General features: G+C 61.4%; 19 protein-coding genes. 5 read left to right on the forward strand and 14 right to left on the reverse strand.

Translation table 11 applies throughout. The features are described 5' to 3' along the window. Positions 1–4: 4 nt before the first annotated feature. The 9 genes from HBN98_RS02220 to pcaR all read right to left on the reverse strand — a co-directional run bounded on the left by HBN98_RS02220 (position 5) and on the right by pcaR (position 9795). Entirely contained in the window at positions 5–1369 is a 1365-nt protein-coding gene (locus tag HBN98_RS02220) for a 3-carboxy-cis,cis-muconate cycloisomerase (RefSeq protein WP_083366789.1), read from the reverse strand. Positions 1370–1414: 45 nt separating this feature from the next. Next, positions 1415–2710, reverse strand: coding sequence for an MFS family transporter (locus HBN98_RS02225; RefSeq protein ID WP_041070509.1), 1296 nt, complete (start codon positions 2708–2710; stop codon positions 1415–1417). Positions 2711–2902: 192 nt separating this feature from the next. Further along, positions 2903–3469, reverse strand: coding sequence for a protocatechuate 3,4-dioxygenase subunit alpha (gene pcaG, locus HBN98_RS02230; protein WP_083366790.1), 567 nt, complete (start codon positions 3467–3469; stop codon positions 2903–2905). 1 nt (position 3470) lies between these two features. Beyond that, positions 3471–4175, reverse strand: a complete 705-nt coding sequence (gene pcaH, locus HBN98_RS02235; RefSeq protein WP_083366791.1) for a protocatechuate 3,4-dioxygenase subunit beta — start codon at positions 4173–4175, stop codon at positions 3471–3473. A 36-nt stretch (positions 4176–4211) separates the two neighbouring features. Continuing rightward, on the reverse strand, positions 4212–5417 hold the full coding sequence (pcaF, locus tag HBN98_RS02240; RefSeq protein ID WP_169841118.1) for a 3-oxoadipyl-CoA thiolase: 1206 nt from the start codon (positions 5415–5417) through the stop codon (positions 4212–4214). Next, entirely contained in the window at positions 5414–6193 is a 780-nt protein-coding gene (locus tag HBN98_RS02245) for a CoA-transferase subunit beta (RefSeq protein ID WP_083366792.1), read from the reverse strand. The genes pcaF and HBN98_RS02245 overlap by 4 nt, the downstream gene beginning before the upstream one ends. Next, entirely contained in the window at positions 6193–7050 is an 858-nt protein-coding gene (locus HBN98_RS02250; protein ID WP_003222404.1) for a CoA transferase subunit A, read from the reverse strand. The genes HBN98_RS02245 and HBN98_RS02250 overlap by 1 nt, the downstream gene beginning before the upstream one ends. A gap of 263 nt (positions 7051–7313) precedes the next feature. Further along, the gene (gene pcaK / locus HBN98_RS02255; RefSeq protein WP_083366793.1) at positions 7314–8660 is read right to left on the reverse strand and encodes a 4-hydroxybenzoate transporter PcaK; all 1347 of its coding nucleotides are present in this window, start codon (positions 8658–8660) and stop codon (positions 7314–7316) included. 292 nt (positions 8661–8952) lie between these two features. Then, positions 8953–9795 (reverse strand): pca regulon transcriptional regulator PcaR, encoded by an 843-nt coding sequence (gene pcaR / locus HBN98_RS02260; RefSeq protein ID WP_064586359.1) that lies wholly within the window; start codon positions 9793–9795, stop codon positions 8953–8955. A gap of 649 nt (positions 9796–10444) precedes the next feature. Between pcaR and HBN98_RS02265 the strand changes: the two genes are divergently transcribed. Beyond that, positions 10445–10645, forward strand: a complete 201-nt coding sequence (locus HBN98_RS02265) for a hypothetical protein (protein WP_003222398.1) — start codon at positions 10445–10447, stop codon at positions 10643–10645. A 376-nt stretch (positions 10646–11021) separates the two neighbouring features. Then, positions 11022–12497, forward strand: a complete 1476-nt coding sequence (locus HBN98_RS02270; RefSeq protein WP_064586358.1) for an inorganic phosphate transporter — start codon at positions 11022–11024, stop codon at positions 12495–12497. Between the two features lie 897 nt (positions 12498–13394). On the opposite strand, the gene ccoM is transcribed toward HBN98_RS02270, so the two are convergent. The 3 genes from ccoM to HBN98_RS02280 all read right to left on the reverse strand — a co-directional run bounded on the left by ccoM (position 13395) and on the right by HBN98_RS02280 (position 14275). After that, complete coding sequence (ccoM, locus tag HBN98_RS28045) at positions 13395–13511, reverse strand: cytochrome c oxidase subunit CcoM (protein ID WP_007959205.1); 117 nt, start codon at positions 13509–13511, stop codon at positions 13395–13397. A 148-nt stretch (positions 13512–13659) separates the two neighbouring features. After that, positions 13660–13821 carry a hypothetical protein gene (locus HBN98_RS02275; protein ID WP_099093330.1) on the reverse strand — a complete coding sequence of 54 codons (162 nt, stop codon included), beginning with the start codon at positions 13819–13821 and terminating at the stop codon, positions 13660–13662. Positions 13822–13933: 112 nt separating this feature from the next. Continuing rightward, on the reverse strand, positions 13934–14275 hold the full coding sequence (locus tag HBN98_RS02280; protein ID WP_003222394.1) for a hypothetical protein: 342 nt from the start codon (positions 14273–14275) through the stop codon (positions 13934–13936). A 252-nt stretch (positions 14276–14527) separates the two neighbouring features. On the opposite strand from HBN98_RS02280, the gene rapA reads away from it, so the two are divergent. Continuing rightward, complete coding sequence (gene rapA / locus HBN98_RS02285) at positions 14528–17374, forward strand: RNA polymerase-associated protein RapA (protein WP_083366794.1); 2847 nt, start codon at positions 14528–14530, stop codon at positions 17372–17374. A gap of 163 nt (positions 17375–17537) precedes the next feature. On the opposite strand, the gene HBN98_RS02290 is transcribed toward rapA, so the two are convergent. Then, on the reverse strand, positions 17538–18887 hold the full coding sequence (locus tag HBN98_RS02290) for a spinster family MFS transporter (RefSeq protein ID WP_083366795.1): 1350 nt from the start codon (positions 18885–18887) through the stop codon (positions 17538–17540). Positions 18888–19187: 300 nt separating this feature from the next. Between HBN98_RS02290 and HBN98_RS02295 the strand changes: the two genes are divergently transcribed. Both HBN98_RS02295 and HBN98_RS02300 read left to right on the forward strand, forming a co-directional pair. Further along, on the forward strand, positions 19188–19556 hold the full coding sequence (locus HBN98_RS02295; protein ID WP_064586355.1) for a YkgJ family cysteine cluster protein: 369 nt from the start codon (positions 19188–19190) through the stop codon (positions 19554–19556). A 145-nt stretch (positions 19557–19701) separates the two neighbouring features. Continuing rightward, complete coding sequence (locus tag HBN98_RS02300; RefSeq protein ID WP_083366796.1) at positions 19702–21984, forward strand: putative bifunctional diguanylate cyclase/phosphodiesterase; 2283 nt, start codon at positions 19702–19704, stop codon at positions 21982–21984. On the opposite strand, the gene HBN98_RS02305 is transcribed toward HBN98_RS02300, so the two are convergent. Next, on the reverse strand, positions 21875–22771 hold the full coding sequence (locus HBN98_RS02305) for an NAD(P)-dependent oxidoreductase (protein WP_162276286.1): 897 nt from the start codon (positions 22769–22771) through the stop codon (positions 21875–21877). The two genes, HBN98_RS02300 and HBN98_RS02305, sit on opposite strands and share 110 nt — an antisense overlap. Positions 22772–22941: the final 170 nt, after the last annotated feature.

Below are 22941 nucleotides of genomic sequence, written 5' to 3' on the forward strand. Positions count from 1 at the left end.
TCCTTCAGACAGTCAAAGCGTTGTGTTCGGCCACTGCGCGCTCGACCCAGACGTGCGCCTGGCCGAGGTAATGCGCGGGGTCGAGCAGATGATCCAGTTCAGCGCTGCTCAGTTCGGCAATCACTTGCGGCTCGTCGCCGAGTACCGCGCGCAGATGGCGTTGCTCGGCCACCGCGCGTTTGCAGCATTGTTCGAGCAAGTGATGCGCGGTGTCGCGCCCGACGCGCTGGGCGAGGACGATGCTCACCGCTTCGGCCAGCACCAGCCCTTGGGTCAATTGGAGATTGCGCGCCATGCGTTCGGCATCGACTTCCAGACCATCGGCCAGCAGGCGCGCCTGTTGCAGCGCACCGGACACCAGGCAGCAGATTTCCGGCAGGGTTTCCCATTCGGCATGCCACAAGCCAAGGCTGCGTTCGTGCTCCTGAGGCATGGCGCTGAACAGCGTCGAGACCAGCCCCGGGACCCGGGTCGCCGCGCCAATCAATACCGCCGCGCCGACCGGATTGCGCTTGTGCGGCATGGTCGACGAACCGCCCTTGCCCGGCGCCGACGGCTCGAACACTTCCGCCGCTTCGGTCTGCATCAACAGACTGACATCGCGCCCCAATTTGCCGAGGCTGCCGGCGATCAACCCGAGGACTGCACCGAACTCGACGATGCGGTCACGCTGGGTGTGCCACGGTTGCTCGGGCAGCGTCAGTTGCAGTTCTTCGGCCAGGGCCTGGGCGATCGGCAAGGCTTGCTCGCCGAGCGCCGCCAGCGTGCCGGACGCACCGCCAAACTGCAGCACCAGCAGCCGTGGCTTGAGTTCACGCAAACGCTGACGGCTGCGGGTCACCGCGCCGAGCCAACCGGCGATTTTCATCCCGAGGGTCACCGGCGTCGCGTGTTGCAGCCAGGTGCGTCCGGCCAGTGGCGTCGCCGCATGACGTTTGGCTTGCGTGGCGAGCGAATCGGCGAGGTCTGCCAGATCGCGCTCGATCAACGCCAGGGCCTGACGCAATTGCAGGACCAGCCCGGAATCCATCACGTCCTGACTGGTGGCGCCCAGATGCACATAACGCTCGGCCTCGGCATCGGTCGCAGCAATCTGCTTGCCGAGCGCCTTGACCAGTGGAATCGCCGAATTGCCCGCCGTGGCAATGGCTTCACCGAGCGCCGCGAAGTCATACAGGCTGGCGTCGCATGCGCTGGCTATCGGGGCAACGGCGGACGCCGGAATCACCCCGACCCGCGCCTCGGCCCGGGCCAGCGCCGCTTCGAAGTCGAGCATCGCTTGCACCCGGCCCTGATCGCAGAACACTTGGCGCATATCGCGGGCAGTGAAGTAGGCATCGAACAATTGATTGCCCGGTCGCTGAGTCATAAACAGTCCTTGCCGGCGCGGGCCAACGCGGCCCGCGCACAGGGTTTACAGATCGTGATGCAAGTACGCCGCCTGTTTCGGCAGGCGCAGGCTGAACAGGAACGCCACCGCCATCATCACCGTTACGTACCAGTAGAAAGCGTTTTCCATGCCTCCGGCCTTCAGGCTCAGGGCCACGTATTCGGCCGAACCGCCGAAGATCGCGTTGGCCACCGCGTAAGCCAGACCGACGCCGAGGGCGCGGACTTCCGGCGGGAACATTTCGGCTTTCACCAGGCCGCTGATCGAGGTGTAGAAACTGACGATCGCCAGCGCCACGGTGATCAGTACAAAGGCCAGGATCGGGCTGCTGATGCTTTTCAGGCTCAACAGGATCGGCACCGTGAACAACGTGCCAAGCGCACCGAACCAGAGCATCGAATTACGTCGGCCGATCTTGTCGGCAAGCATGCCGAACAGCGGCTGCATGCACATATACAGGAACAGCGCGCCGGTCATGATGTAGCTGGCGGTCTTGGCGTGCATGCCGGCGGTGTTCACCAGGTATTTCTGCATGTAGGTGGTAAAGGTGTAGAAAATCAGCGAGCCGCCGGCGGTGTAACCGAGCACGGTGATGAACGCCGCTTTGTGATCGCGGAACAGCGCACGGATGCTGCCGGCGTCCTTGTTCTCGCGCATTTCCTTGCTGGTGGTTTCTTTCAACGAACGGCGCAGGAACAGCGAAATCACCGCCGCCACCGCACCGACCACAAACGGAATCCGCCAGCCGTAAGCGCGCAGTTCGTCTTCGCTGAGGAACTGCTGCAGGATCACCACCAGCGACACCGCCAGCAGTTGCCCGCCGATCAGGGTCACGTACTGGAACGAGGCGAAGAACCCGCGCTGCCCCTTGAGCGCGACTTCACTCATGTAGGTCGCAGTGGTGCCGTACTCGCCACCTACCGACAAGCCTTGCAGCAGACGCGCGAACAGCAACAGCAGCGGCGCCCAGACACCGATGCTGGCATACGTCGGCAAGCAAGCGATGAGCAGCGAGCCGAAGCACATCATCAGCACCGAAATCATCATCGAAGTCTTGCGGCCCTTCTTGTCCGCCAGCCGCCCGAAAATCCAGCCCCCAATCGGGCGCATCAGGAACCCGGCGGCGAACACCCCGGCCGTGTTGACCAGTTGCACCGTGGGGTTGTCGGAAGGGAAAAACGCCGGGGCGAAATAGATCGCGCAAAAGGCGTAGACATAGAAGTCGAACCATTCGACCAGGTTGCCGGACGAGGCACCGACAATGGCGAAGATGCGCTTGCTGCGCTCTTCGCCGGTGTAATGAGCGGTGGTAGTTGTCATTGTTTTTTACTCTGAAGGGACAGGTGAGAGTCTAGACACACTTCGCAACAGTCCCGTTCCACATTGGATCAGCAACACCGTTCTCTTGTAGGAGTGAGCCTGCTCGCGATGGCGGTGCGTCATTCAGACCATTTAAATCTGACACACCGCGATCGCGAGCAGGCTCACTCCTACAGGGATTGGTGGTGTTCCTCAGTAATCGAAGAACACTGTCTCCGCCTCAGTACCCTGCAAAATCACATTCCACTGATACACCCCCGCCGCATCCGGCTTCGCCAGCAACGTCCCGCGACGCTCGGCTGGTACGCATTCCAGCAGCGGATCATTCACATTCGCCGGTTCGCCTTCAAAGTAGATGCGCGTCAGCAAGTGCTTGACCAGGCCACGGGCAAACACCAGCACCACCAGATGCGGCGCCTGGGTCGAGCCCTTCAGGCCTTCGACCGTGCCCGGCTTGATCGTGGTGAAACGGAAACGCCCTTCAGCGTCCACCGGCACCCGGCCGAAACCTTCGAAATGCGGGTCCAGCGGTTTGTCCTGCTCGTCTTCCGGGTGCGCGTACTTGCCGGCGGCGTTGGCCTGCCAGACTTCGAGCATGGCGTCGTTGACCACATCGCCATTGCCGTCAACGACTTGGCCGGTGATCGCCACGCGCTCGCCGAGGGTTTGTTCGACCGCGAGGTTTTCGCGGTTCAGCCAGGTCAGGCCGATGTGGTAGTACGGCCCGACGGTGTGGGACGTGGTGGCAGTCAGCGTCATCTTATTTCTCCATCGGCGTGGCGTCGCGGCCGCGCAAGACGATGTCCCAGCGATAGCCGAGGGCGTAGGACGGAATGGTTTTTTCCAGATCGAAAGCGGCGATCAGACGTTCCTTGGCGGACGTGTCCGGCACGCAGTTGTAGATCGGGTCGTAGGCCAGCAGCGGATCGCCGGGGAAGTACATCTGTGTCACCAGACGGGTGAGGATGCTCGGCCCGAACAGCGAAAAATGGATGTGCGCCGGGCGCCACGCGTTGTGGTGGTTGCCCCACGGATAGGCGCCGGGCTTGATGGTCTGGAACTGATACCAGCCGTCGGCGTCGGTCACGGTGCGGCCGGTGCCGGTGAAGTTCTGGTCCAGCGGCGCGTCGTGCAGGTCACGCTTGTGGTTGTAGCGGCCGGCGGCGTTGGCCTGCCAGATCTCCACCAGAATCCCCGGCACCGGCAGACCGTTTTCGTCGAGCACACGGCCGTGAATGATGATCCGCTCGCCCAACGGCTCGCCGTCGTGCTGGGCGGTCAGGTCATTGTCTTTCTCGGCGACGCGTTCCGCACCGATGGTCGGGCCGGTGATCTCCGACAACGAATGCGGCAGAAACACCAACGGCTTGGACGGCGAGCGCAGGTTGGTGGATTGATACGTCGGGTGCAGGTACTCAGGCTGGGTGCCTTCCTGCGGACGACGGTAGCCAGGCTTGTCAGTCATTTCGCTTTCCTCTGTTCTTAGTCGTCACGGCTTGCGTCAGACGCGTTCGATGGCCAGGGCCAGACCTTGGCCGACACCGACGCACATGGTCGCCAGACCTTTCTTGCCGCCGGTCTTTTCCAGCTGATGCAGCGCGGTCAGCACCAGGCGCGCGCCGCTCATGCCCAACGGGTGACCCAAAGCAATCGCGCCACCGTTCGGATTGACCTGCGCCGCGTCGTCGGCCAGACCCAATTCACGCAGCACCGCCAGGCCTTGGCTGGCGAAAGCTTCGTTGAGTTCGATCACATCGAAATCGCTGACCGCCACGCCGAGGCGTTCGATGAGCTTGCGCACCGCGGGCACCGGGCCGATGCCCATCACGCGTGGCGCAACCCCGGCGCTGGCCATGCCGAGCACTTTGGCGCGGGCGGTCAGGCCGTGTTTTTTCACCGCTTCAGCCGAAGCGAGAATCAGCGCCGCAGCACCGTCGTTGACCCCCGAGGCATTGCCGGCGGTGACGGTCTTGTCCGCGCCGTTGACCGGTTTCAATTTGCTCAGAGCTTCAATCGTGGTGTCGGCGCGTGGATGTTCGTCCTGGCTGACCACGGTTTCGCCCTTCTTGTGGGCGATGCGCACTTCGACGATTTCCTCGGCGAAGTAGCCGGCGGCCTGCGCGGCGGCAGTGCGTTGCTGGCTGCGCAGGGCAAAGGCGTCCTGATCGGCGCGCGACACTTTATAGTCGTCGGCGACGTTATCGGCGGTCTGCGGCATCGCGTCGACGCCGTACTGGGCTTTCATCAACGGATTGATAAAGCGCCAGCCGATGGTGGTGTCTTCCAGTTTCATGTTGCGCGAAAACGCGGCATCCGCCTTGCCCATCACGAACGGCGCGCGGGACATCGACTCGACGCCGCCGGCAATCGCCAGCTCCATCTCGCCACTGGCAATCGCACGGAATGCGGTACCGATCGCGTCCATGCCCGAAGCGCAGAGACGGTTGAGGGTCACGCCCGGGACGGTTTCCGGCAGGCCGGCCAGCAGCAGCGCCATGCGCGCCACGTTGCGGTTGTCTTCGCCGGCCTGGTTGGCGCAGCCGAGGAACACTTCGTCGATCGCGTTCCAGTCCACCGAGGGATTGCGTTCCATCAGTGCCTTGATCGGCACAGCGGCCAGATCGTCGGCGCGCACGGCGGACAAACCACCGCCGAACCGGCCGATGGGGGTACGAATCGCGTCGCAGATATACACGTCACGCATCATGCTTCTCCCGGTGCCTGGCCGTGGGCCGCGGCAGTGCGCGCTTCGAGATCGCGCAGTGCGGTCAACTCGACTTCCGTCGGTTCAGCGGTGGTGGCTACTTCATCGGCAAAACGGATTGCCCAACCGGTGGCGGCAACCACTTGCTCGCGGGTCACGCCCGGGTGCAGCGCAGTGACCACGAATTCGTGGGTGCCTGCTTCCGGCTCCATGATGCACAGATCGGTGATGATCCCGACCGGACCGGCGCCCGGCAGGCCCAGACGTTTGCGCGAATCGCCGCCCTCGCCGTGACCGACCGAGGTAATGAAGTCGAGCTTGTCGACGAACGACCGCGCCGACTGTTTGAGGATGATCAGCACGCTTTTCGCCGAACCGGCGATTTCCGGCGCGCCACCGGCACCCGGTAGACGCACTTTCGGCGCGTGATAGTCGCCGACCACGGTGGTGTTGATGTTGCCGAAACGGTCGACCTGCGCGGCGCCGAGAAAACCGACGTCGATGCGTCCGCCCTGCAGCCAGTAACGAAAAATCTCACCGGTGGGGACGACCGTGTCAGCGGTTTCCGCCAGTTCGCCGTCACCGATCGACAGCGGCAGCACGCTTGGCTTGGCGCCAATCGGGCCGGATTCGTAAATCAGCACCACGTCCGGCGATGAAGTCAGGCGCGCGAGGTTGGCGGCTTTCGACGGCAGACCGATGCCGACGAAGCACACCGAGCCGTTCTTCAGGCGACGGGCCGCCGCGACGGTCATCATTTCATTGGTGGTGTAAGTCATTACTTGGCCTCCGAAGCAGCGGCCAACTTGGCCTGGAACTCGCTGAAGTCAGCGCAGCCATGGATGTATTCGTTGATCCACGCGGTAAACGTCTCACGGTCGCGAGCGATCGGATCCCACGCCTGATAGAAGCGATTGTCGCGCTCGGTGTAACCGTGGGCGTAGGACGGGTGCGCGCCGCCGGGTACGTGGCAGACCGCGCTCAAGGCCCAGGTCGGCAGCACGCAGGCGTTCATCGGTGCGTTGAGGTTGTCGACGATCTCCTCGACGGTGACGATGCAGCGCTTGGCGGCCAGCGCCGCTTCTTTCTGCACCCCGAGAATGCCCCACAGCAGCACGTTGCCCTGACGGTCGGCTTTCTGCGCATGGATCACGGTGACGTCCGGACGCACCGACGGCACCGCCGCCAGCACTTCACCGGTGAACGGACAGGTGACGGACTTGATCAGCGGATTGACCTTCGGCAGGTCAGAGCCGGCGTAGGCCCGCAGCACGGCGAAAGGCAGGCCGGACGCGCCGGCGACGTAGGCGTTGGCGAGGTCAGCGTGGCTGTGTTCTTCGATTTCCAGCGCATGCGGCCATTGCTTCTCGACCGCATCGCGCAGACGGTGCAGCGAACCCACACCCGGGTTGCCGCCCCAGGAAAAGATCAGCTTGCGTGCACAACCGGCACCGATCAGTTGGTCGTAGATCAGGTCAGGCGTCATCCGCACCAGGGTCAGATCTTTCTTGCCCTGACGAATGATTTCATGACCTGCCGCCGTAGGGATCAGGTGAGTGAAGCCTTCGAGCGCGACGGTGTCGCCGTCGTTGACGAATTGCTTCACCGCGTCGTGCAGCGAAAGGATCTCAGCCATGGAGCAGGCTCCCGTTTTTGTAGTGAATCGCCAGTGATAAAAAGGCGCGAGGTTCAGCGCCGGAGTCACTGCAGATTAAGCCGCTGAAAATCGCCAAACAATCCGATAATCGACTGAGTGTTCGTTTATCGAACAGATTGTTGTCTACCTATCGTTCCGCGTTGTCAGCAAAAAGATCGCAGCCTGCGGCAGCTCCTACAGGGTTACGCGTTCACATGTAGGAGCTGCCGAAGGCTGCGATCTTTTCGCTTTACATCGAAATATCAGGTCGCATCCGCATGACTGACCATGCCTTTAATCACCACCGCCGTGGTCGCCAATGCCGCCGGAATCACCAGCGCCGTCAGCACTTGCTCGAAGTTCCAGCCCAGGCCCAGCAATGTGGCGCCCATCCACGCCCCGAGAATCGCGCCGAAGCGGCCGATCCCGAGCATCCACGAAACACCGGTCGCCCGGCCCTGAGTCGGATAAAACCGCGCCGCGAGCGACGGCATCGCCGATTGCGCGCCGTTGACACACATCCCCGCCACCAGCACCAGGGTCGCGAGCAAGGTGATGTTGCCCAGACTCTGCCCCACCGCGTAGGCAAACACCCCGGCCAGCAAGTAGAACGTGCCGATGACCTTGTGCGGATTGAAGCGGTCCATCGCCCAGCCCACCGCGACCGCGCTCAACACCCCGCCGAACTGGAACAGCGCACCGATGAACGCCGCCTGCTCCATGCTCGCGCCGCTGTCACGCATCAGGGTTGGCAGCCAACTGGTCAGCAGATACACGATGACCAGGCCCATGAAGTAAGTCAGCCACAGCAACAAGGTGCCGGCGCTGTAGGTGCCGGAGAAGATCACCGCGAACACGTTACGCGCCTTGACGGTTTTCTGCTCCGGCACGCTGAAGCTCGAAGCCTGGGCCACGGCGACCGGATCGATCGGCGACAAGGTCTTGCGGACTTTGTCGGTGCCGCGATTGCGCACCACCAGATAACGCGCCGATTCCGGCAGCCAGAACAGCAGCACCACCGCGAGGATCAGCGGCAGAACCCCGCCGATCAGCAGCAGGCTGTGCCAGCCGAACGCCGGGATCAGCTTCGCCGAAATGAAGCCGCCACCGGCCATGCCGAGGTTGAAGCCGCAGAACATGCTGGTCACCAGCAACGACTTCTTGCGCTCCGGGGTGTATTCCGACAGCAGCGTGGTGGCGTTGGGCATGCCCGCGCCCAGCCCGAGACCGGTGAGGAAACGCAGCACCAGCAGTTGCTCGACGTTGGTGCTGTACGCCGAGGCCAGACTGAAGGCGCCAAACAACAGGACGGCGCCGACCAGTACGACTTTGCGCCCGAAGCGGTCAGCCAGAGGGCCGGAGCCCAGCGCGCCGAAGACCATGCCGATCAGCGCAGCACTCATCACCGGGCCGAGACTGGCGCGGTCGATGCCCCAATCCTGGGACAAGGCCGGGGCGATAAAACCCATCGCGGCGGTGTCGAGGCCGTCGAGAAATACAATCAGGAAACACAGGATCACCACCCGCCATTGATAGCGCGAGATCGGTTGGGCATTGATGAAGGTCTGCACGTCGAGGCAGTTACCTACAGCGGACTGAGGCTGGTTCATTATTTTTATTCCACGCAAAAAACGCAGTCGAACGGCGGCCGGCCAAAGCGCGGCACGGTCACAAGAATAGAAGATCGGGATCAGGCGTTGCGGTGAATCCGGCAACAGGGAATGGGGCTGAGACAGTCGGGGAGCATGCGCATGGTGAGTTGCCTCTTGTCATTATTATGGGAGTCGACAATCCGGCAGGCTCATTCACATACGCCGGATGACGCTGCCGCGACATTAATGAGCGAAGGGTTTTAGCGTCAATTCGATAAACGCAACACTGTGCGTTTATCGAACAGCTTCATCAGGCGAACAACTGCGCGCTGAGGTCGCGGCTGGCGCTGAGCAGGCCCGGCAGGAAGCGCTGCTCCAGCTCGGTGCGGCTGACGCGACCGGCGTGGGTGCTGACGTTGAGCGCCGCGACCACCTGGCCCGACGCATCGTAGACCGGCACCGCAATCGAACGCAGGCCTTGTTCGAGTTCCTGATCGACGATGCACCAGCCCTGCTGCCGCACTTCCTGCAGGCACTCGAGCAACGCTTGCGGGGTGTGCAGGGTGCGGCTGGTCTTGGCCACCAGTTCGGCATGGTCGAGGTATTCGCCCAGCGAAGTGTCATCCAGCGCCGCCAGCAGGATGCGGCCCATCGATGTGCAATAGGCCGGCAAACGCCCGCCCACCGACAGGTCCACCGAGATCAGCCGCTGCGTGGTCGCCGAACGGGCGATATAAAGAATGTCGTCGCCTTCAAGCGTCGCCATGTTGCAGGCCTCGTGCAACTGCTCGCTCATCCGGTCGAGGTACGGCTGGGCCGAAACCGCCAGAGGCGTCGAAGACAGATACGCGTGGCCGAGGGTCAGCACTTTGGGCAGCAACGAATAGGTGCGGCCATCAGTAGTGGCGTAACCCAGTTTGATCAGGGTGTGCAGGCACCGGCGCACGGCGGCGCGGGGAATCTCCGTACGATGGCTGATCTGGGCGATGGTCAAATGGCGTTTGCGCTCTTGAAACGCTTGCACCACCGCGAGACCACGGGCCAGCGAGGTCATGAAATCCGGATCGCCCGTCAGCGCCTGAATCCGCTTGGCCGGCGAAGCGACGATCGGCGGCGCCACGGAGGTGAAGGAGTTGCGCATTTGATCGTTCATTTCTTGTCCTTTTTTCCGGCACGGATCAATGGCTATACAAACGGCTCGCCGGCCGATGCACAAGGGCCGGGATGCCAAGATTGGGCGATTATCGAACCGTCGACCGATTATCGCAATCGCCCTCGCCGGCACTGTCCGGCCTGCAGAGAATGTTTTTTCAACTTGTCGAGCCGCTGGATCGATCGCTTAGTTGTTCGACTTAATGACGCCAGAAACTCAACACTCGGCCAATAAACATCCGGCGCGACTGCAACTATCGATAAAAAACGTCAGTCACAAAACAATCACACATCCGGAACCGTTTTTAACTTGGCAAAGATAGTCATTCCCGAATCGACCGCTATAATGCATTTCAGTGGCGCCCGGTTTTATTCGCCGAGACCGCCACCCGCCGAAGCGATGCCAATCGCCGACAGCCCCGGCCAGCGCTGACGCGCATGACTCATGCAACGCCAGCACTCGCTGAAACAGGAAACTGATGCTGCGTCAGTTTTAATCTGGTGCCGTAGCCGCCTGCAACATGGAAGTCTTGATCGCCCTGCCGATAACACCAATGCCCGTCCGGGTATTACCTGTCGGTGGACCCGCTCAATCGATTCGTTGCAGTGCGTTTCACCAGACATTTATCTCAACTCAAACAGGTAGCACTGTGACGAAAGACGAACTGCGCGCGGAACTTGAGCGCCAGGAACAACGTTACAAGGAAGTTTACGGCGGGGAAGTCACCACCTACGCCGCTCAACCCGAACCGGAACGCAAGGCATGGCGTAAACGCCCGACTGTCCAGGATCAGGTTTTCCAGCAAGAACTGAAAAAAATGGAAGAAGAACTCAAAACCGAAGAGCCATGAACGGACAATTCTGAGTTTTTCGAGGGTTTGCGTCGGCACCGGTTACAAGCGCGGTGATGCGACGATGCCTTGCGCGCCCGCTACCCGCGGGCAGCGGCCACCTCCCCCCGTCCTGCACGGTAATGGAGCGTGTCGTACAGGTTTCAGAGATATTTCACACAAGCGTTTGAGCCGTCTCCGAACCCGGCAAAACCCTTGCCTGCGCGGTATTTTTTCAGGCGAATCAAGCAGTTGTAAAACCCTGCAAAACACTCGGCCATTGCACCTTGCAACAATTTAATTCGTTGAAGTGGGCAACCGATGAGCAGGTAGGGGATCGATTTCCAGTCTTTTCTGGCATAATCGCGCCCCCTTATGACCGGGTCAGAAAACCTTCATGATCGATTTATTCAGCGGACTGGATGCTTGGGTGCTTGTGAGCCTCTTGCTCGCCCTGACGTTTGTCCTCGCCTTCGAGTTCATCAATGGATTTCATGACACCGCTAACGCGGTAGCCACTGTTATCTACACCAAAGCCATGCCGCCTCACCTGGCGGTGTTCTTCTCCGGTGTGTTCAATTTCCTCGGCGTGTTGCTGGGCGGCGTTGGCGTGGCGTATGCCATTGTTCACCTGCTGCCGGTGGAACTGCTGATCAATGTGAACACCGGCCATGGCCTGGCGATGGTGTTCTCGTTGCTCGCCGCAGCTATCGCCTGGAACCTGGGCACCTGGTACTTCGGTATCCCGGCGTCGAGTTCGCACACCCTGATCGGCTCGATCCTCGGTGTTGGCCTGGCCAACGCCCTGATCAACGACATTCCGCTGGGCGACGGCGTGAACTGGCAGAAAGCGATCGACATCGGCGCCTCGCTGGTGTTCTCGCCAATGGCCGGTTTCCTGGTCGCGGCCCTGGTGCTGATCGGCCTGAAATGGTGGCGCCCGCTGTCGAAGATGCACAAGACGCCGGAACAGCGCCGCAAGATCGACGACAAGAAGCACCCGCCGTTCTGGAATCGCCTGGTGCTGGTGATGTCGGCCATGGCCATGAGCTTCGTGCACGGTTCCAACGATGGTCAGAAAGGCATCGGCCTGATCATGCTGGTGCTGATCGGTATCGTGCCGGCGCAGTTCGTCCTCGACCTGAACAGCACCACCTACCAGATCGAACGCACCCGCGATGCGACCCTGCACCTGAGCCAGTTCTACCAGCGCAACTCCGCGACCCTCGGCGAGTTTCTGGCCCTGGGCAAGAGCGTAGAAGGCGACCTGCCGGAGAAATTCCGCTGCAACCCGCAGCAGACCGAACCGACCATTTCCGCCCTGCTGCACACGCTCAAAGGGGTCTCGGACTACCACTCGCTGCCGGCTGAAAGCCGCATCGAAGTGCGTCGCTACCTGCTGTGCCTGGACGACACCGCGAAGAAAGTCGCCAAGCTGCCAGGCGTTGAAGCCCGCGAAAAGGCTGACCTGGACAAACTGCGCAAAGACCTGACCACCACCACCGAATACGCCCCGTTCTGGGTGATTCTGGCAGTGGCGCTGGCGCTGGGCCTGGGCACCATGATCGGCTGGAAACGCGTAGTGCTGACCATCGGCGAGAAGATCGGCAAGCAAGGCATGACCTATGCCCAAGGCATGTCGGCCCAGATCACTGCCGCGAGCATGATCGGCCTGGCCAACATCTTCAGCCTGCCAGTGTCCACCACCCACGTCCTGTCCTCGGGCGTGGCCGGCACCATGGTTGCTAACAAGAGCGGCCTGCAAGGTGGCACCGTGCGCACCATTCTGCTGGCCTGGGTCCTGACCCTGCCGGCGACGGTGGCGCTGTCGGCTGGTTTGTTCTGGCTGGCGTCGAAGGCGTTGGGTAGTTGATAAACCGCAGCACATGAGAAAGGCGCGATTCTTAAGGATCGCGCCTTTTTTTTGGGTTTGGATTTATGAGCATATCCGTTGCTGCGGGGGTTGCTGCTGGCGGGTTTCGCTCTTACAGCGAGTCACTTTTTCCAAACGCCGGAATGCCGGCCCAGCGAAAAAATAACCCAAAAGGCTGTGCCCCGGCGTACGGCCTGCCGAAGGGGCTGAAGGTCAAAAACCACATCAAAAGCCAAAGCCAAAGCCAAAGCAGATCAAAAGATCGCAGCCTTCGGCAGCTCCTACATGGTATTGGGTGTATTCAGTTAGAGACTGGTCGGCTGTCAGGCCGCCATCGCGAGCAGGCTCACTCCTACAGTTGGATTGGGTGCGTTCAGTTGGAGACTGGTCGGCTGTCAGGCCGCCATCGCTGGCAAGTCGAATCGTCGCACCGCAGCTCCCACACAAATCAACAGCAAACCGCATCCGCTTCTCACCACTCAACAGGATGAGCGTTAGCTCGGCTGCAGCTCTTGATCTTGCCGTACCGGCCCCTTCGGCAGGCTGAGTGGAGGGGTTTATCCGGGGGTGGGAGCGCAGCGACCGTTTGGCGCAGCCAAACACATCGAGAGGAGGTGCAGCGAAGCAAACCGTAGACGATGCCCCCGGATGAACCCCGTAACGAAGGAACCCGAGCCACGGCGAGGGCCGAACGCCGGGGCCAAGCCTTTTGCTTACTTTTTGGCGTTTGAAAAAGTGAGCCGCCGTAAGGGCGGAACCATAGGAAGCCGTTACCAAAAATACGGATATTCACAAAGAACACCCAAAGCATGGTCGGCCCAAAGGCCGCCAAGACACAAAAAAAAGGGCAACCGAAGTTGCCCAAAATGCCTTGCGTGCTCATCAAACCCAGAAGGACTAAGGCTTCTTGCGCTTATTCGCATCCTTCCAGATAAAAAATCCAAACCCTGCAAAAAACAGAACCATGAGCCCAACGGTCAGAACCCCGGCAAACACCACGTTATCGAAAAACATGACTGTGGCCTCCTGGCCCCTGCTTTGCTGCGATGGAGCTAAGTTAACCAATCACGCAGGCGCAGAAATTGACCAGGATCAAGTCCGGTCAACTCAGACGGCAAAGGCGGGAAAATAACTGACCTGCATCAAAGGATGCAGCGGGAGATCAACGCTTTTTCGGTTTCTTTTTCGACTTTTTCTGAGCTTTTCCCAACGGCATCGCCTGCTCGAAGGCCTTGCGCACTTCGTTCAGGCGTTTCTCGTTGAGGTCATGCACACGCTTGGCGCGTTCAGTGCTGAGGTCGATCAGTTTGTCGTCTTGGCTCATGGCGTTCGGTGCATCGCTTGAAGAATTCACAACTGCCGAATCACCGACAGGACTGCGCCAATCATGCAGCCTGACACCAGCGCTCGACAACAATTGATGTGAATGACCGGATTCAGATCTCGATATCGACCCACAAGCCCTGACGCGGCTGATCTTCCATCAACGGAACCACCGGCACGGTATTGTCGGCATTGAGCTCGGTGCCCGGCACGGCGAGGTGTTCTTCCGGGTCTTCGTCGGCTTCGCGGCGGCGACGATCACGTTCCTGCTGACGACGCTGTTCTTCGCGCGCCAGCAGTCGATCCTCTTCCGGGTCGCGTTTCTGCAGATCGATCGTGCTTTCGTTGGAGCTTTCCTGCACCGGCACCACCGGAGGAATGTCCGGCCGCTGGCGAATCGGATCCTGCTGGGAAGTGATCGGCACAGCGCTCAGGGGGAGCATCGGTGGCAGCATATAAAGGTCTCCTGTCAGCAGGCTATCGGCTGCGGCAAAGGCGCCTTGAGCCATCCGTCGCAAATCTGTGACGCACTTGGCACCTGTAGGAGCTGCCGCAGGCTGCGATCTTTTAATCGGACACCACAAATCTCAAGTGTTTCCAAAGATCAAAGGATCGCAGCCTGCGGCAGCTCCTACCCAGTAATCTTTGGCCCTGAAGCCTGCATTCCGTTAAGATAGCCCGCTTTTTCAAGGTGGGAGTCAGGCAGCATGGCGCAGCAGTATCAACCGGGGCAACGCTGGATCAGTGACAGCGAAGCAGAGCTTGGTTTAGGCACCGTTCTGGCACAGGACGGCCGCTTGTTGACCGTGCTTTACCCGGCCACTGGCGAAACCCGCCAGTACGCGCTACGGAATGCGCCTCTCACCCGCGTGCGGTTCTCGCCGGGTGACACCATTACTCACTTCGAAGGCTGGAAGATGACCGTGCAGCAAGTCGACGACGTCGACGGGCTGATGGTCTATCACGGCCTCAACGGGCAGAACGAAGCGGTCACCCTGCCGGAAACCCAGCTGTCGAACTTCATCCAGTTCCGTCTGGCCAGCGACCGCCTGTTCGCCGGGCAGATCGACCCGCTGTCGTGGTTCTCCCTGCGCTACAACACCCTGGAACACACCAGCCGCCAGTTGCAGTCCTCGCTCTGGGGCCTGGGCGGCGTGCGTGCGCAGCCGATCGCGCACCAGTTGCACATTGCCCGTGAAGTCGCCGACCGCATCGCGCCGCGCGTATTGCTGGCGGACGAAGTGGGTCTGGGTAAAACCATCGAAGCCGGTCTGGTGATCCATCGCCAACTGCTGTCGGGCCGCGCCAATCGCGTGCTGATCCTGGTCCCGGAAAACCTCCAGCACCAGTGGCTGGTGGAAATGCGCCGCCGCTTCAACCTGCAGGTCGCGCTGTTCGACGAAGAACGCTTCATCGAAAGCGATGCCACCAACCCGTTCGAAGACACCCAACTGGCGCTGGTGGCGCTGGAGTGGCTGGTCGATGACGAGAAAGCCCAGGACGCACTGTTCGCCGCCGGTTGGGACCTGTTGGTAGTCGACGAAGCGCACCACCTGGTGTGGCACGAAGAGAAAGCCAGCCCCGAGTATTCGCTGGTCGAACAACTGGCTGAAGTGATTCCCGGCGTGCTGCTGCTCACCGCCACCCCGGAACAACTCGGTCAGGACAGCCACTTCGCGCGCCTGCGCCTGCTTGACCCGAACCGTTTCCATGACCTGGCCGCCTTCCGCGCCGAGAGCGACAACTATCGCCCGGTGGCCGAAGCCGTTCAGGAACTGCTCGACAAAGGGCGCCTGTCGCCGGAAGCGCACAAGACCATTCACGGCTTCCTCGGCAACGAGGGCGAAGCCCTGCTGACCGCGGTCAACGATGGCGATACCGAAGCCAGCGCCCGCCTGGTGCGTGAACTGCTCGACCGTCACGGCACCGGCCGCGTGCTGTTCCGTAACACCCGCGCCGCGGTGCAGGGTTTCCCGGAACGCAAGCTGCACCCGTACCCACTGCCGTGCCCGGACGAATACCTCGAACTGCCGCTGGGCGATCACGCCGAGCTGTACCCGGAAGTCAGCTTCCAGGCCCAGCCGGACGCCAGCGAAGAAGAGCGCTGGTGGAAATTCGACCCACGCGTCGAGTGGCTGATCGATCAGCTGAAAATGCTCAAGCGCACCAAAGTGCTGGTGATCTGCGCCCACGCCGAAACCGCGATGGACCTGGAAGACGCCCTGCGCGTGCGCTCCGGCATCCCGGCCACGGTGTTCCATGAAGGCATGAACATCCTCGAACGTGACCGCGCCGCCGCCTACTTCGCCGACGAAGAGTTCGGCGCGCAAGTGCTGATCTGCTCGGAAATCGGCAGTGAAGGTCGCAACTTCCAGTTCGCGCACCATCTGGTGCTGTTCGATCTGCCGTCGCACCCGGACCTGCTCGAGCAGCGTATCGGTCGTCTCGACCGGATCGGCCAGAAGCACATCATCGAACTGCACGTGCCATACCTGGAAACCAGCCCGCAAGAGCGCCTGTTCCAGTGGTACCACGAAGCGCTGAACGCGTTCCTCAACACCTGCCCGACCGGCAACGCCTTGCAGCACCAGTTCGGCCCACGCCTGCTGCCGCTGCTCGAAGAAGCCGACGACAGCGAGTGGCAAGCGCTGATCGACGAGGCGCGCACCGAACGCGAGCGTCTGGAGCAAGAGCTGCACACCGGTCGCGACCGCCTGCTGGAACTCAACTCCGGTGGCGCTGGCGAAGGTGACGCACTGGTCGAGGCGATCCTTGAGCAGGACGACCAGTTCGCCCTGCCGATCTACATGGAAACCCTGTTCGACGCCTTCGGCATCGACAGCGAAGACCACTCGGAAAACGCCCTGATCCTCAAGCCGAGCGAGAAGATGCTCGACGCCAGCTTCCCGCTGGGTGACGACGAAGGCGTGACCATCACCTACGACCGCAACCAGGCGCTGTCGCGCGAAGACATGCAGTTCATCACCTGGGAACACCCGATGGTGCAGGGCGGCATGGATCTGGTGCTGTCCGGTTCGATGGGCAACACCGCCGTCGCGCTGATCAAGAACAAGGCGCTGAAACCGGGCACCGTGCTGCTGGAACTGCTCTACGTCAGCGAAGTGGTTGCCCCGCGTTCGCTGCAACTGGGCCGCTACCTGCCACCGGCTGCACTGCGCTGCCTGCTCGATGCCAATGGCAACGACCTGTCGCCACGGGTCTCGTTCGAAACCCTGAACGATCAACTGGAAAGCGTGCCACGCGCCAGCGCCAACAAGTTCATCCAGGCCCAGCGCGATCAGCTGACGCCACGGATCAACGCCGGTGAAGACAAGATCGCCCCGCGTCACGCCGAGCGCGTGGCCGAGGCCCGTCGCCGTCTGGCGGCCGACACCGACGAAGAACTGGCGCGCCTGACCGCGTTGCAAGCGGTCAACCCGACCGTGCGTGACAGCGAACTGGATGCGCTGCGCAAGCAACGTGAACAGGGTCTGGCGATGCTGGACAAAGCGGCGCTGCGTCTGGAAGCGATCCGGGTGTTGGTAGCGGGTTAAGCCCTCTGCTCCACCGCTATAAATGAAAAGGCCCGCAGTGATGCGGGCCTTTTTGTTTGTCTGTTATTTATCGGGTGATGCTAATGGTCCTATCGCGAGCAGGCTCACTCCTACAATTGGAATGCGTTTCAAACTGTAGGAGTGAGCCTGCTCGCGTTAGCTATCATGCAGTCGCTACAGCAACATCAGGCTCAACCACCGCCACCAACCCCTCCTTCATCCGCTGCGCATCCCGGACAAAACACCGCGCCGCCAGAAACAGAAACACCATGGTCAAGAACAGCGCCACCGGGATCAGGTACATCGCGTCATGCAGCCCCACGGCCTTGAACGCCTCGGTCATCTGTTCAGCCCCTGCTGAAAGCATCGCCGATTGGGCGAAGTGATCCGACAGGCCACCGACCACCACCGGCCCCAAACCACCGCCCAGCAGGTACAACCCGGCAAAGAACAGCGCCATCGCCGTTGCCCGCAGGCGCGGTTCGACCACGTCCTGAATCGCCGTGTACACGCAGGTGTAGAAGTTATAGGCAAACAGCCAGCCGACGCTGAACAGCGCGACGAACACGCCGATCTCGACCCGTCCGGCATGCAGCGCCCACGCCGTGCACAACGCCGAGATGATCAGGCTGAACCCGGCAAACAACAGTCGGCCGTTGGCGACCCGCTGATGGATCTTGTCGGCGATCCAGCCGCCGAGGGTCAGGCCGAGCAACCCGGTGATACCAACAATCACCCCGGTGGCCACCGCCGCATCGTGCAACGGCATCAAAAAATATCGCTGCAGCATCGGCACCATGAACGAGTTGCAGGCGTAGGTGGCGAAGTTGAAGCACAAACCGGCCATCACCAGCCAGAGGAACGTCGGCACCGCGAGCACCCGGCGGATCGGCTTGTCGACTTTCTCTTGGGACACCTGCACGGTTTCCGCCGCGCCGCGCTTGGGCTCCTTGATGAAGAACATGAACACCGCAAGGATCAGCCCCGGCACCGCTGCAATAAAGAACGGCGCGCGCCAGCTGTCGAACGCCTTGACCATCGCGCCAATGGTGAAGAATGCCAGCAGCAGTCCCAGCGGCAGCCCGAGCATGAAAATACCCATCGCCCGGGCCCGCCGGTGCGCCGGAAACAGGTCGCCAATCAGCGAGTTGGCCGCCGGCGCATAACTGGCTTCGCCAATGCCGATGCCCATGCGCACCAGCAGGAAACTCCAGAAACTGCCGACCAGACCGTTGACCGCAGTCAGCGCGCTCCAGGTCGCCAGCCCCCAGCCCATCAGTTTGCTGCGCGAACCGGTGTCGGCCATCCGCCCCAACGGCAGGCCGGCAATTGCATACACCAGAGTGAACGCCGTGCCGACGATCCCCAGCTGAAAGTCGCTGAGGTGCCATTCCATGCGGATCGGCTCGATGATGATCGCCGGAATGGTGCGGTCGAAGAAATTGAACAGGTTGGCAAGGAACAACAGGAACAGAATGCGCCAGGCATTCGCCGCTTGGGTCGAGTTCTGCATGGGTCCGTCTCTTTATTGTCATAGGGCTTCACTGCCGTCGCATCCGAGCCCGGAACCTGCAATCTAGACAGGCCTGCCGGGGCTGTCTGTGATCATTCGTCAAGCTGATGACAGGCCATGGCACTGTAACGAAACGTAAGCCCTTGATAACAATGAAATCCCCCGTAAACCGGGGGTTTCATGGCAAAACCCGGCTACAAAAAAATACTTTCGCGCCCCCCTTCCCAAGTTCATGGCGAAGCCTAGAATAGCCGCCGGATCCGTCCGGATTCGCCGATCAACCCCTTTGATGCCCTCCTAATGTCCGAAGTCAGTCCGTGTCTGAATTGCGGTGCCTGCTGTTCCCATTTTCGCGTGTCATTTTTCTGGGGTGAGTGTGCCTCGTCCGGGGGGACGGTGCCCGATGAACTGGTCACGCAGATCACCCCCAGCCGGGTCGCGATGAACGGCACCGACTGCAAATCGCCGCGCTGCACGGCATTGGTCGGTGAGGTGGGCAATACCGTGCAGTGCTCGATCTACGAACAGCGCTCCAGCCCCTGCCGCGAGTTCGAGGCCTCGTGGGAGAACGGTGAACAGAACGTCGATTGCGACGCCGCCCGTGCCCGATTCGGCTTGCCGCCTCTTGACCCGGAGTGGAACCAGATCCATTACGACCGGAGTGCCTGACGCTTAGCGCCAATCGCTATGACGCTAATGCCGAAATCGTTGACTGCAATATGCCACTACCGCTTGCACGTTAAAAACCGCCTCTATACTGCTTTCATTCGCTTGCGTTGATGGCGCAGGGACGACTTCAGAGACGGGGCATGCTATGGAGTGGCTTGGTTTGCAGTTTGTTACCGAGCTGCCGGACAGCGGGCAGGTCATCCTCGATTGCACCCACAACCCGCTGCTGGTGCTGGTGGCCTATCTGGTCGCCTGCGCCGCGAGTTTTGCCACTCTCGACATGGCCGAGCGGGTCGCCCATGCGGAAGACCTCGGTTCGCAACGGATGTGGCGCTGGATCGGCGCCACCTGCCTGGCCGGCGGTATCTGGGCCATGCACTTCATTGCCATGCTGGCGTTCCAGGCGCCGATCGAAATCCACTACGACCTGGCGATCACCCTGTTCTCCCTGCTGATCGCACTGCTCGCGGCGTGGCTGGCGATGCACACCTTGAGTCATCCGCAAACCCGCCTGGTGCACTACCTGAAAACCGCCATCGTCATTGGTCTGGGCATCGCCGGCATGCATTACGTCGGCATGGCGGCGCTGCACTCGGTGGCCACTGCCTACTACCAGCCGCTGCTGTTCTGCCTGTCGATCATGATTGCCATTGGCGCCAGCTTCACCGCGTTGTGGGTTGCCGGTTATTTGCGTGAAGGCAGTGGGCGTTTTCATCAATTGCTCAAATACACCGCCGCGATGATCCTCGGCGCCGGCATCATCAGCATGCACTTCACCGCGATGGCCGCGTTGCACCTGGTGTTGCCCGAAGGCACTGCGCCGACCCTGAGCGGCGAAACCAATCACCTGCAACTGGGCCTGACGGTGGCGCTGATCATCCTGCTGATTCTCGGCAGCGCGATCAGCGCGGCGCTGGCCGACAAGAAACTGCAGAGCAAGGAGCACGACCTGCGTCGGGTCAACGCCCTGCTCAGCCAACTCGATCAGGCGCGGATGTCGCTGCAACAAGTGGCCAACTACGACGCCCTGACCAACCTGATCAACCGCCGCGGCTTCAATCAGATCTTCGCCGAGAAACTCAGCCAGAAAACCAGCGAAGGCGGCATGCTTGCGGTCATGTTTCTCGACATTGACCACTTCAAGCGGATCAACGACAGCCTGGGCCACGACGCCGGTGACGCCCTGCTCAAAGTCATCGCCAATCACATCAAAAATTCGGTGCGCAGCCATGACGACGTGGTTGCGCGCTTCGGTGGCGACGAGTTCTGCATCCTGATCGGCCTGCGTGACCGTGAGGAAGCGCGCAGCATGGCGCAACGGATCATGCTGAAAATGAAGGAGCCGATCGAACTCGCCGGACGCCGCATGGTGATGACCACCAGCATCGGCATCAGCCTGTTCCCCGACGACGGCACCACCTGCGAAGAACTGCTCAAGCACGCCGATCTGGCGTTGTATCAGTCCAAGGGGGCCGGGCGTAACGGCCTGCACTTTTTCAGTTCCAACATGAAGACCCGCGCCAGCCTCGAACTGCAACTGGAAGAAGAACTGCGCCAGGCCCTGCGTGAAGAGCACGGGTTAACGCTGTATTACCAACCGATCTTCGAGCTGAAAACCGGTCGGGTAACCAAACTCGAAGCGTTGATCCGCTGGCAGCACCCGGTGCATGGCCTGCTGGCCCCGGACCGTTTCATTGCGATTGCCGAAACCAACGGCCTGATCGCCGAACTGGATAACTGGGTGCTGCGCAGAGCCTGCGCGGACCTTGGCGAACTGACGCGGCACGGCTGCGAAGAATTGAAAATCGCCTGGAACTGCTCGCCACTCAATCTCGCCCGGGAAGAGCTGGCCGACGAGATCGAAAGCGCACTGCGCAGCGCCGGGGTTGCGCCGGAACGGCTGGAACTGGAAGTCACCGAAAACGCACTGATGGGCAACATTGCCAACACCCTGGTGCTGCTGCGGCAGATCCGCGCCCTCGGCGTGTCGCTGTCGATCGACGACTTCGGCACCGGTTATTCGTCGCTGGCCTACCTCAAGCGCCTGCCACTGAACACGCTGAAAATCGATCGCTCGTTCATTCTCGACATTCCCACGGCAACCGCCGACATGGAGATCGTCCAGGCGATCATCGTCATGGCCCACACCCTGCATCTGCAGGTGGTGACCGAAGGCGTGGAAAGCCTGGAGCAGTACGAGTTTCTGGAGCGCTCGGGCTGCGACTACATTCAGGGTTATCTGCTAAGCCGACCGGTGCCGCTGGACGAATTACGCCCGGTGCTGGAAGAAATCAATCAGCGCAAACACTCGCACGCGGTCAATCCGCTGATTCTGGCGCGCGGTACATTTGAACCAGTGTCGCGGGATCCTGCTGCAAAAAGCCTTGCGCCCCATGCAGGCGCATCAGTTGTGCGGCCAATCCGCTGATGGGCGTGGCCGAACCCTGTTCGCGAGAGAACTTCACCGCGGTATCGAGATCCTTGAGCAGCGTGCGCACGTGCCATTTCACTGGCTCGAAACGGCTCTCGGCCATTTGCGGGGCGAGGATCTGCAACGGTTTCGAATCGGCGAAACCACCGGCCAGCGCTTCGGCAATCAGGCCGGCATCGACCCCGGCCTGTTCGGCCAGCGCCACCACTTCGGCAATCACCAGCGCATTGCAGGCGACGATCATCTGATTGCAGGCCTTGGTCACCTGCCCGGCGCCAATGCCGCCCATGTGGGTAACGCGCTGACCGAGGTTGAGCAGCAGCGGGCGCACCCGATCCAGATCCGCCGCTGTCCCACCGACCATGATTGCCAGGCTGCCCGCCTCGGCACCGACCACGCCGCCGGACACCGGAGAATCGAGCCAGCGCATGCCGGTCTGGTCTGCCAGTGCGGCCGCCATCTCACGCGTCGCGGTCGGTTCCAGACTGGAAAAATCCACCAGCAACTGGCCTTCTTTTGCACCTTCAGCGACACCGCCGGCGCCAAACACCACCTCGCGCACCACCGCCGTGTCAGCCAGACAGAGCATCACCACGTCCGCGTGTTCGCACAGTTCGGCCGGGGTCGCGACTTGCCGGGCGCCGGCTTCGACCAGGGGTGCGCACTTGGCCGGGTTGCGGTTCCACACGGTCAGCGGGTAACCCGCGGCCAGCAGACGCCGGCACATCGGCAAGCCCATCAAGCCGATTCCGGCAAAGCCCAACGAAGGTAGCGTTGACATCATTTCGCCTCTTTTCGATTAAAGATCACCGAATAATGGCCGATTCATGAACGATCAGGAAAGGATTCCCCCGCGCGACGATCAGGCCAAGCCCCTGACGCCCGGGCCAAATACGCGCAGTCAAAGACGCGAGATCCTCTTTTCCTTGAGGCTCGATGACACCGGTCGCCGAG

Source organism: Pseudomonas koreensis (assembly GCF_012986595.1).
GTDB classification, from domain to species: domain Bacteria; phylum Pseudomonadota; class Gammaproteobacteria; order Pseudomonadales; family Pseudomonadaceae; genus Aquipseudomonas; species Aquipseudomonas koreensis.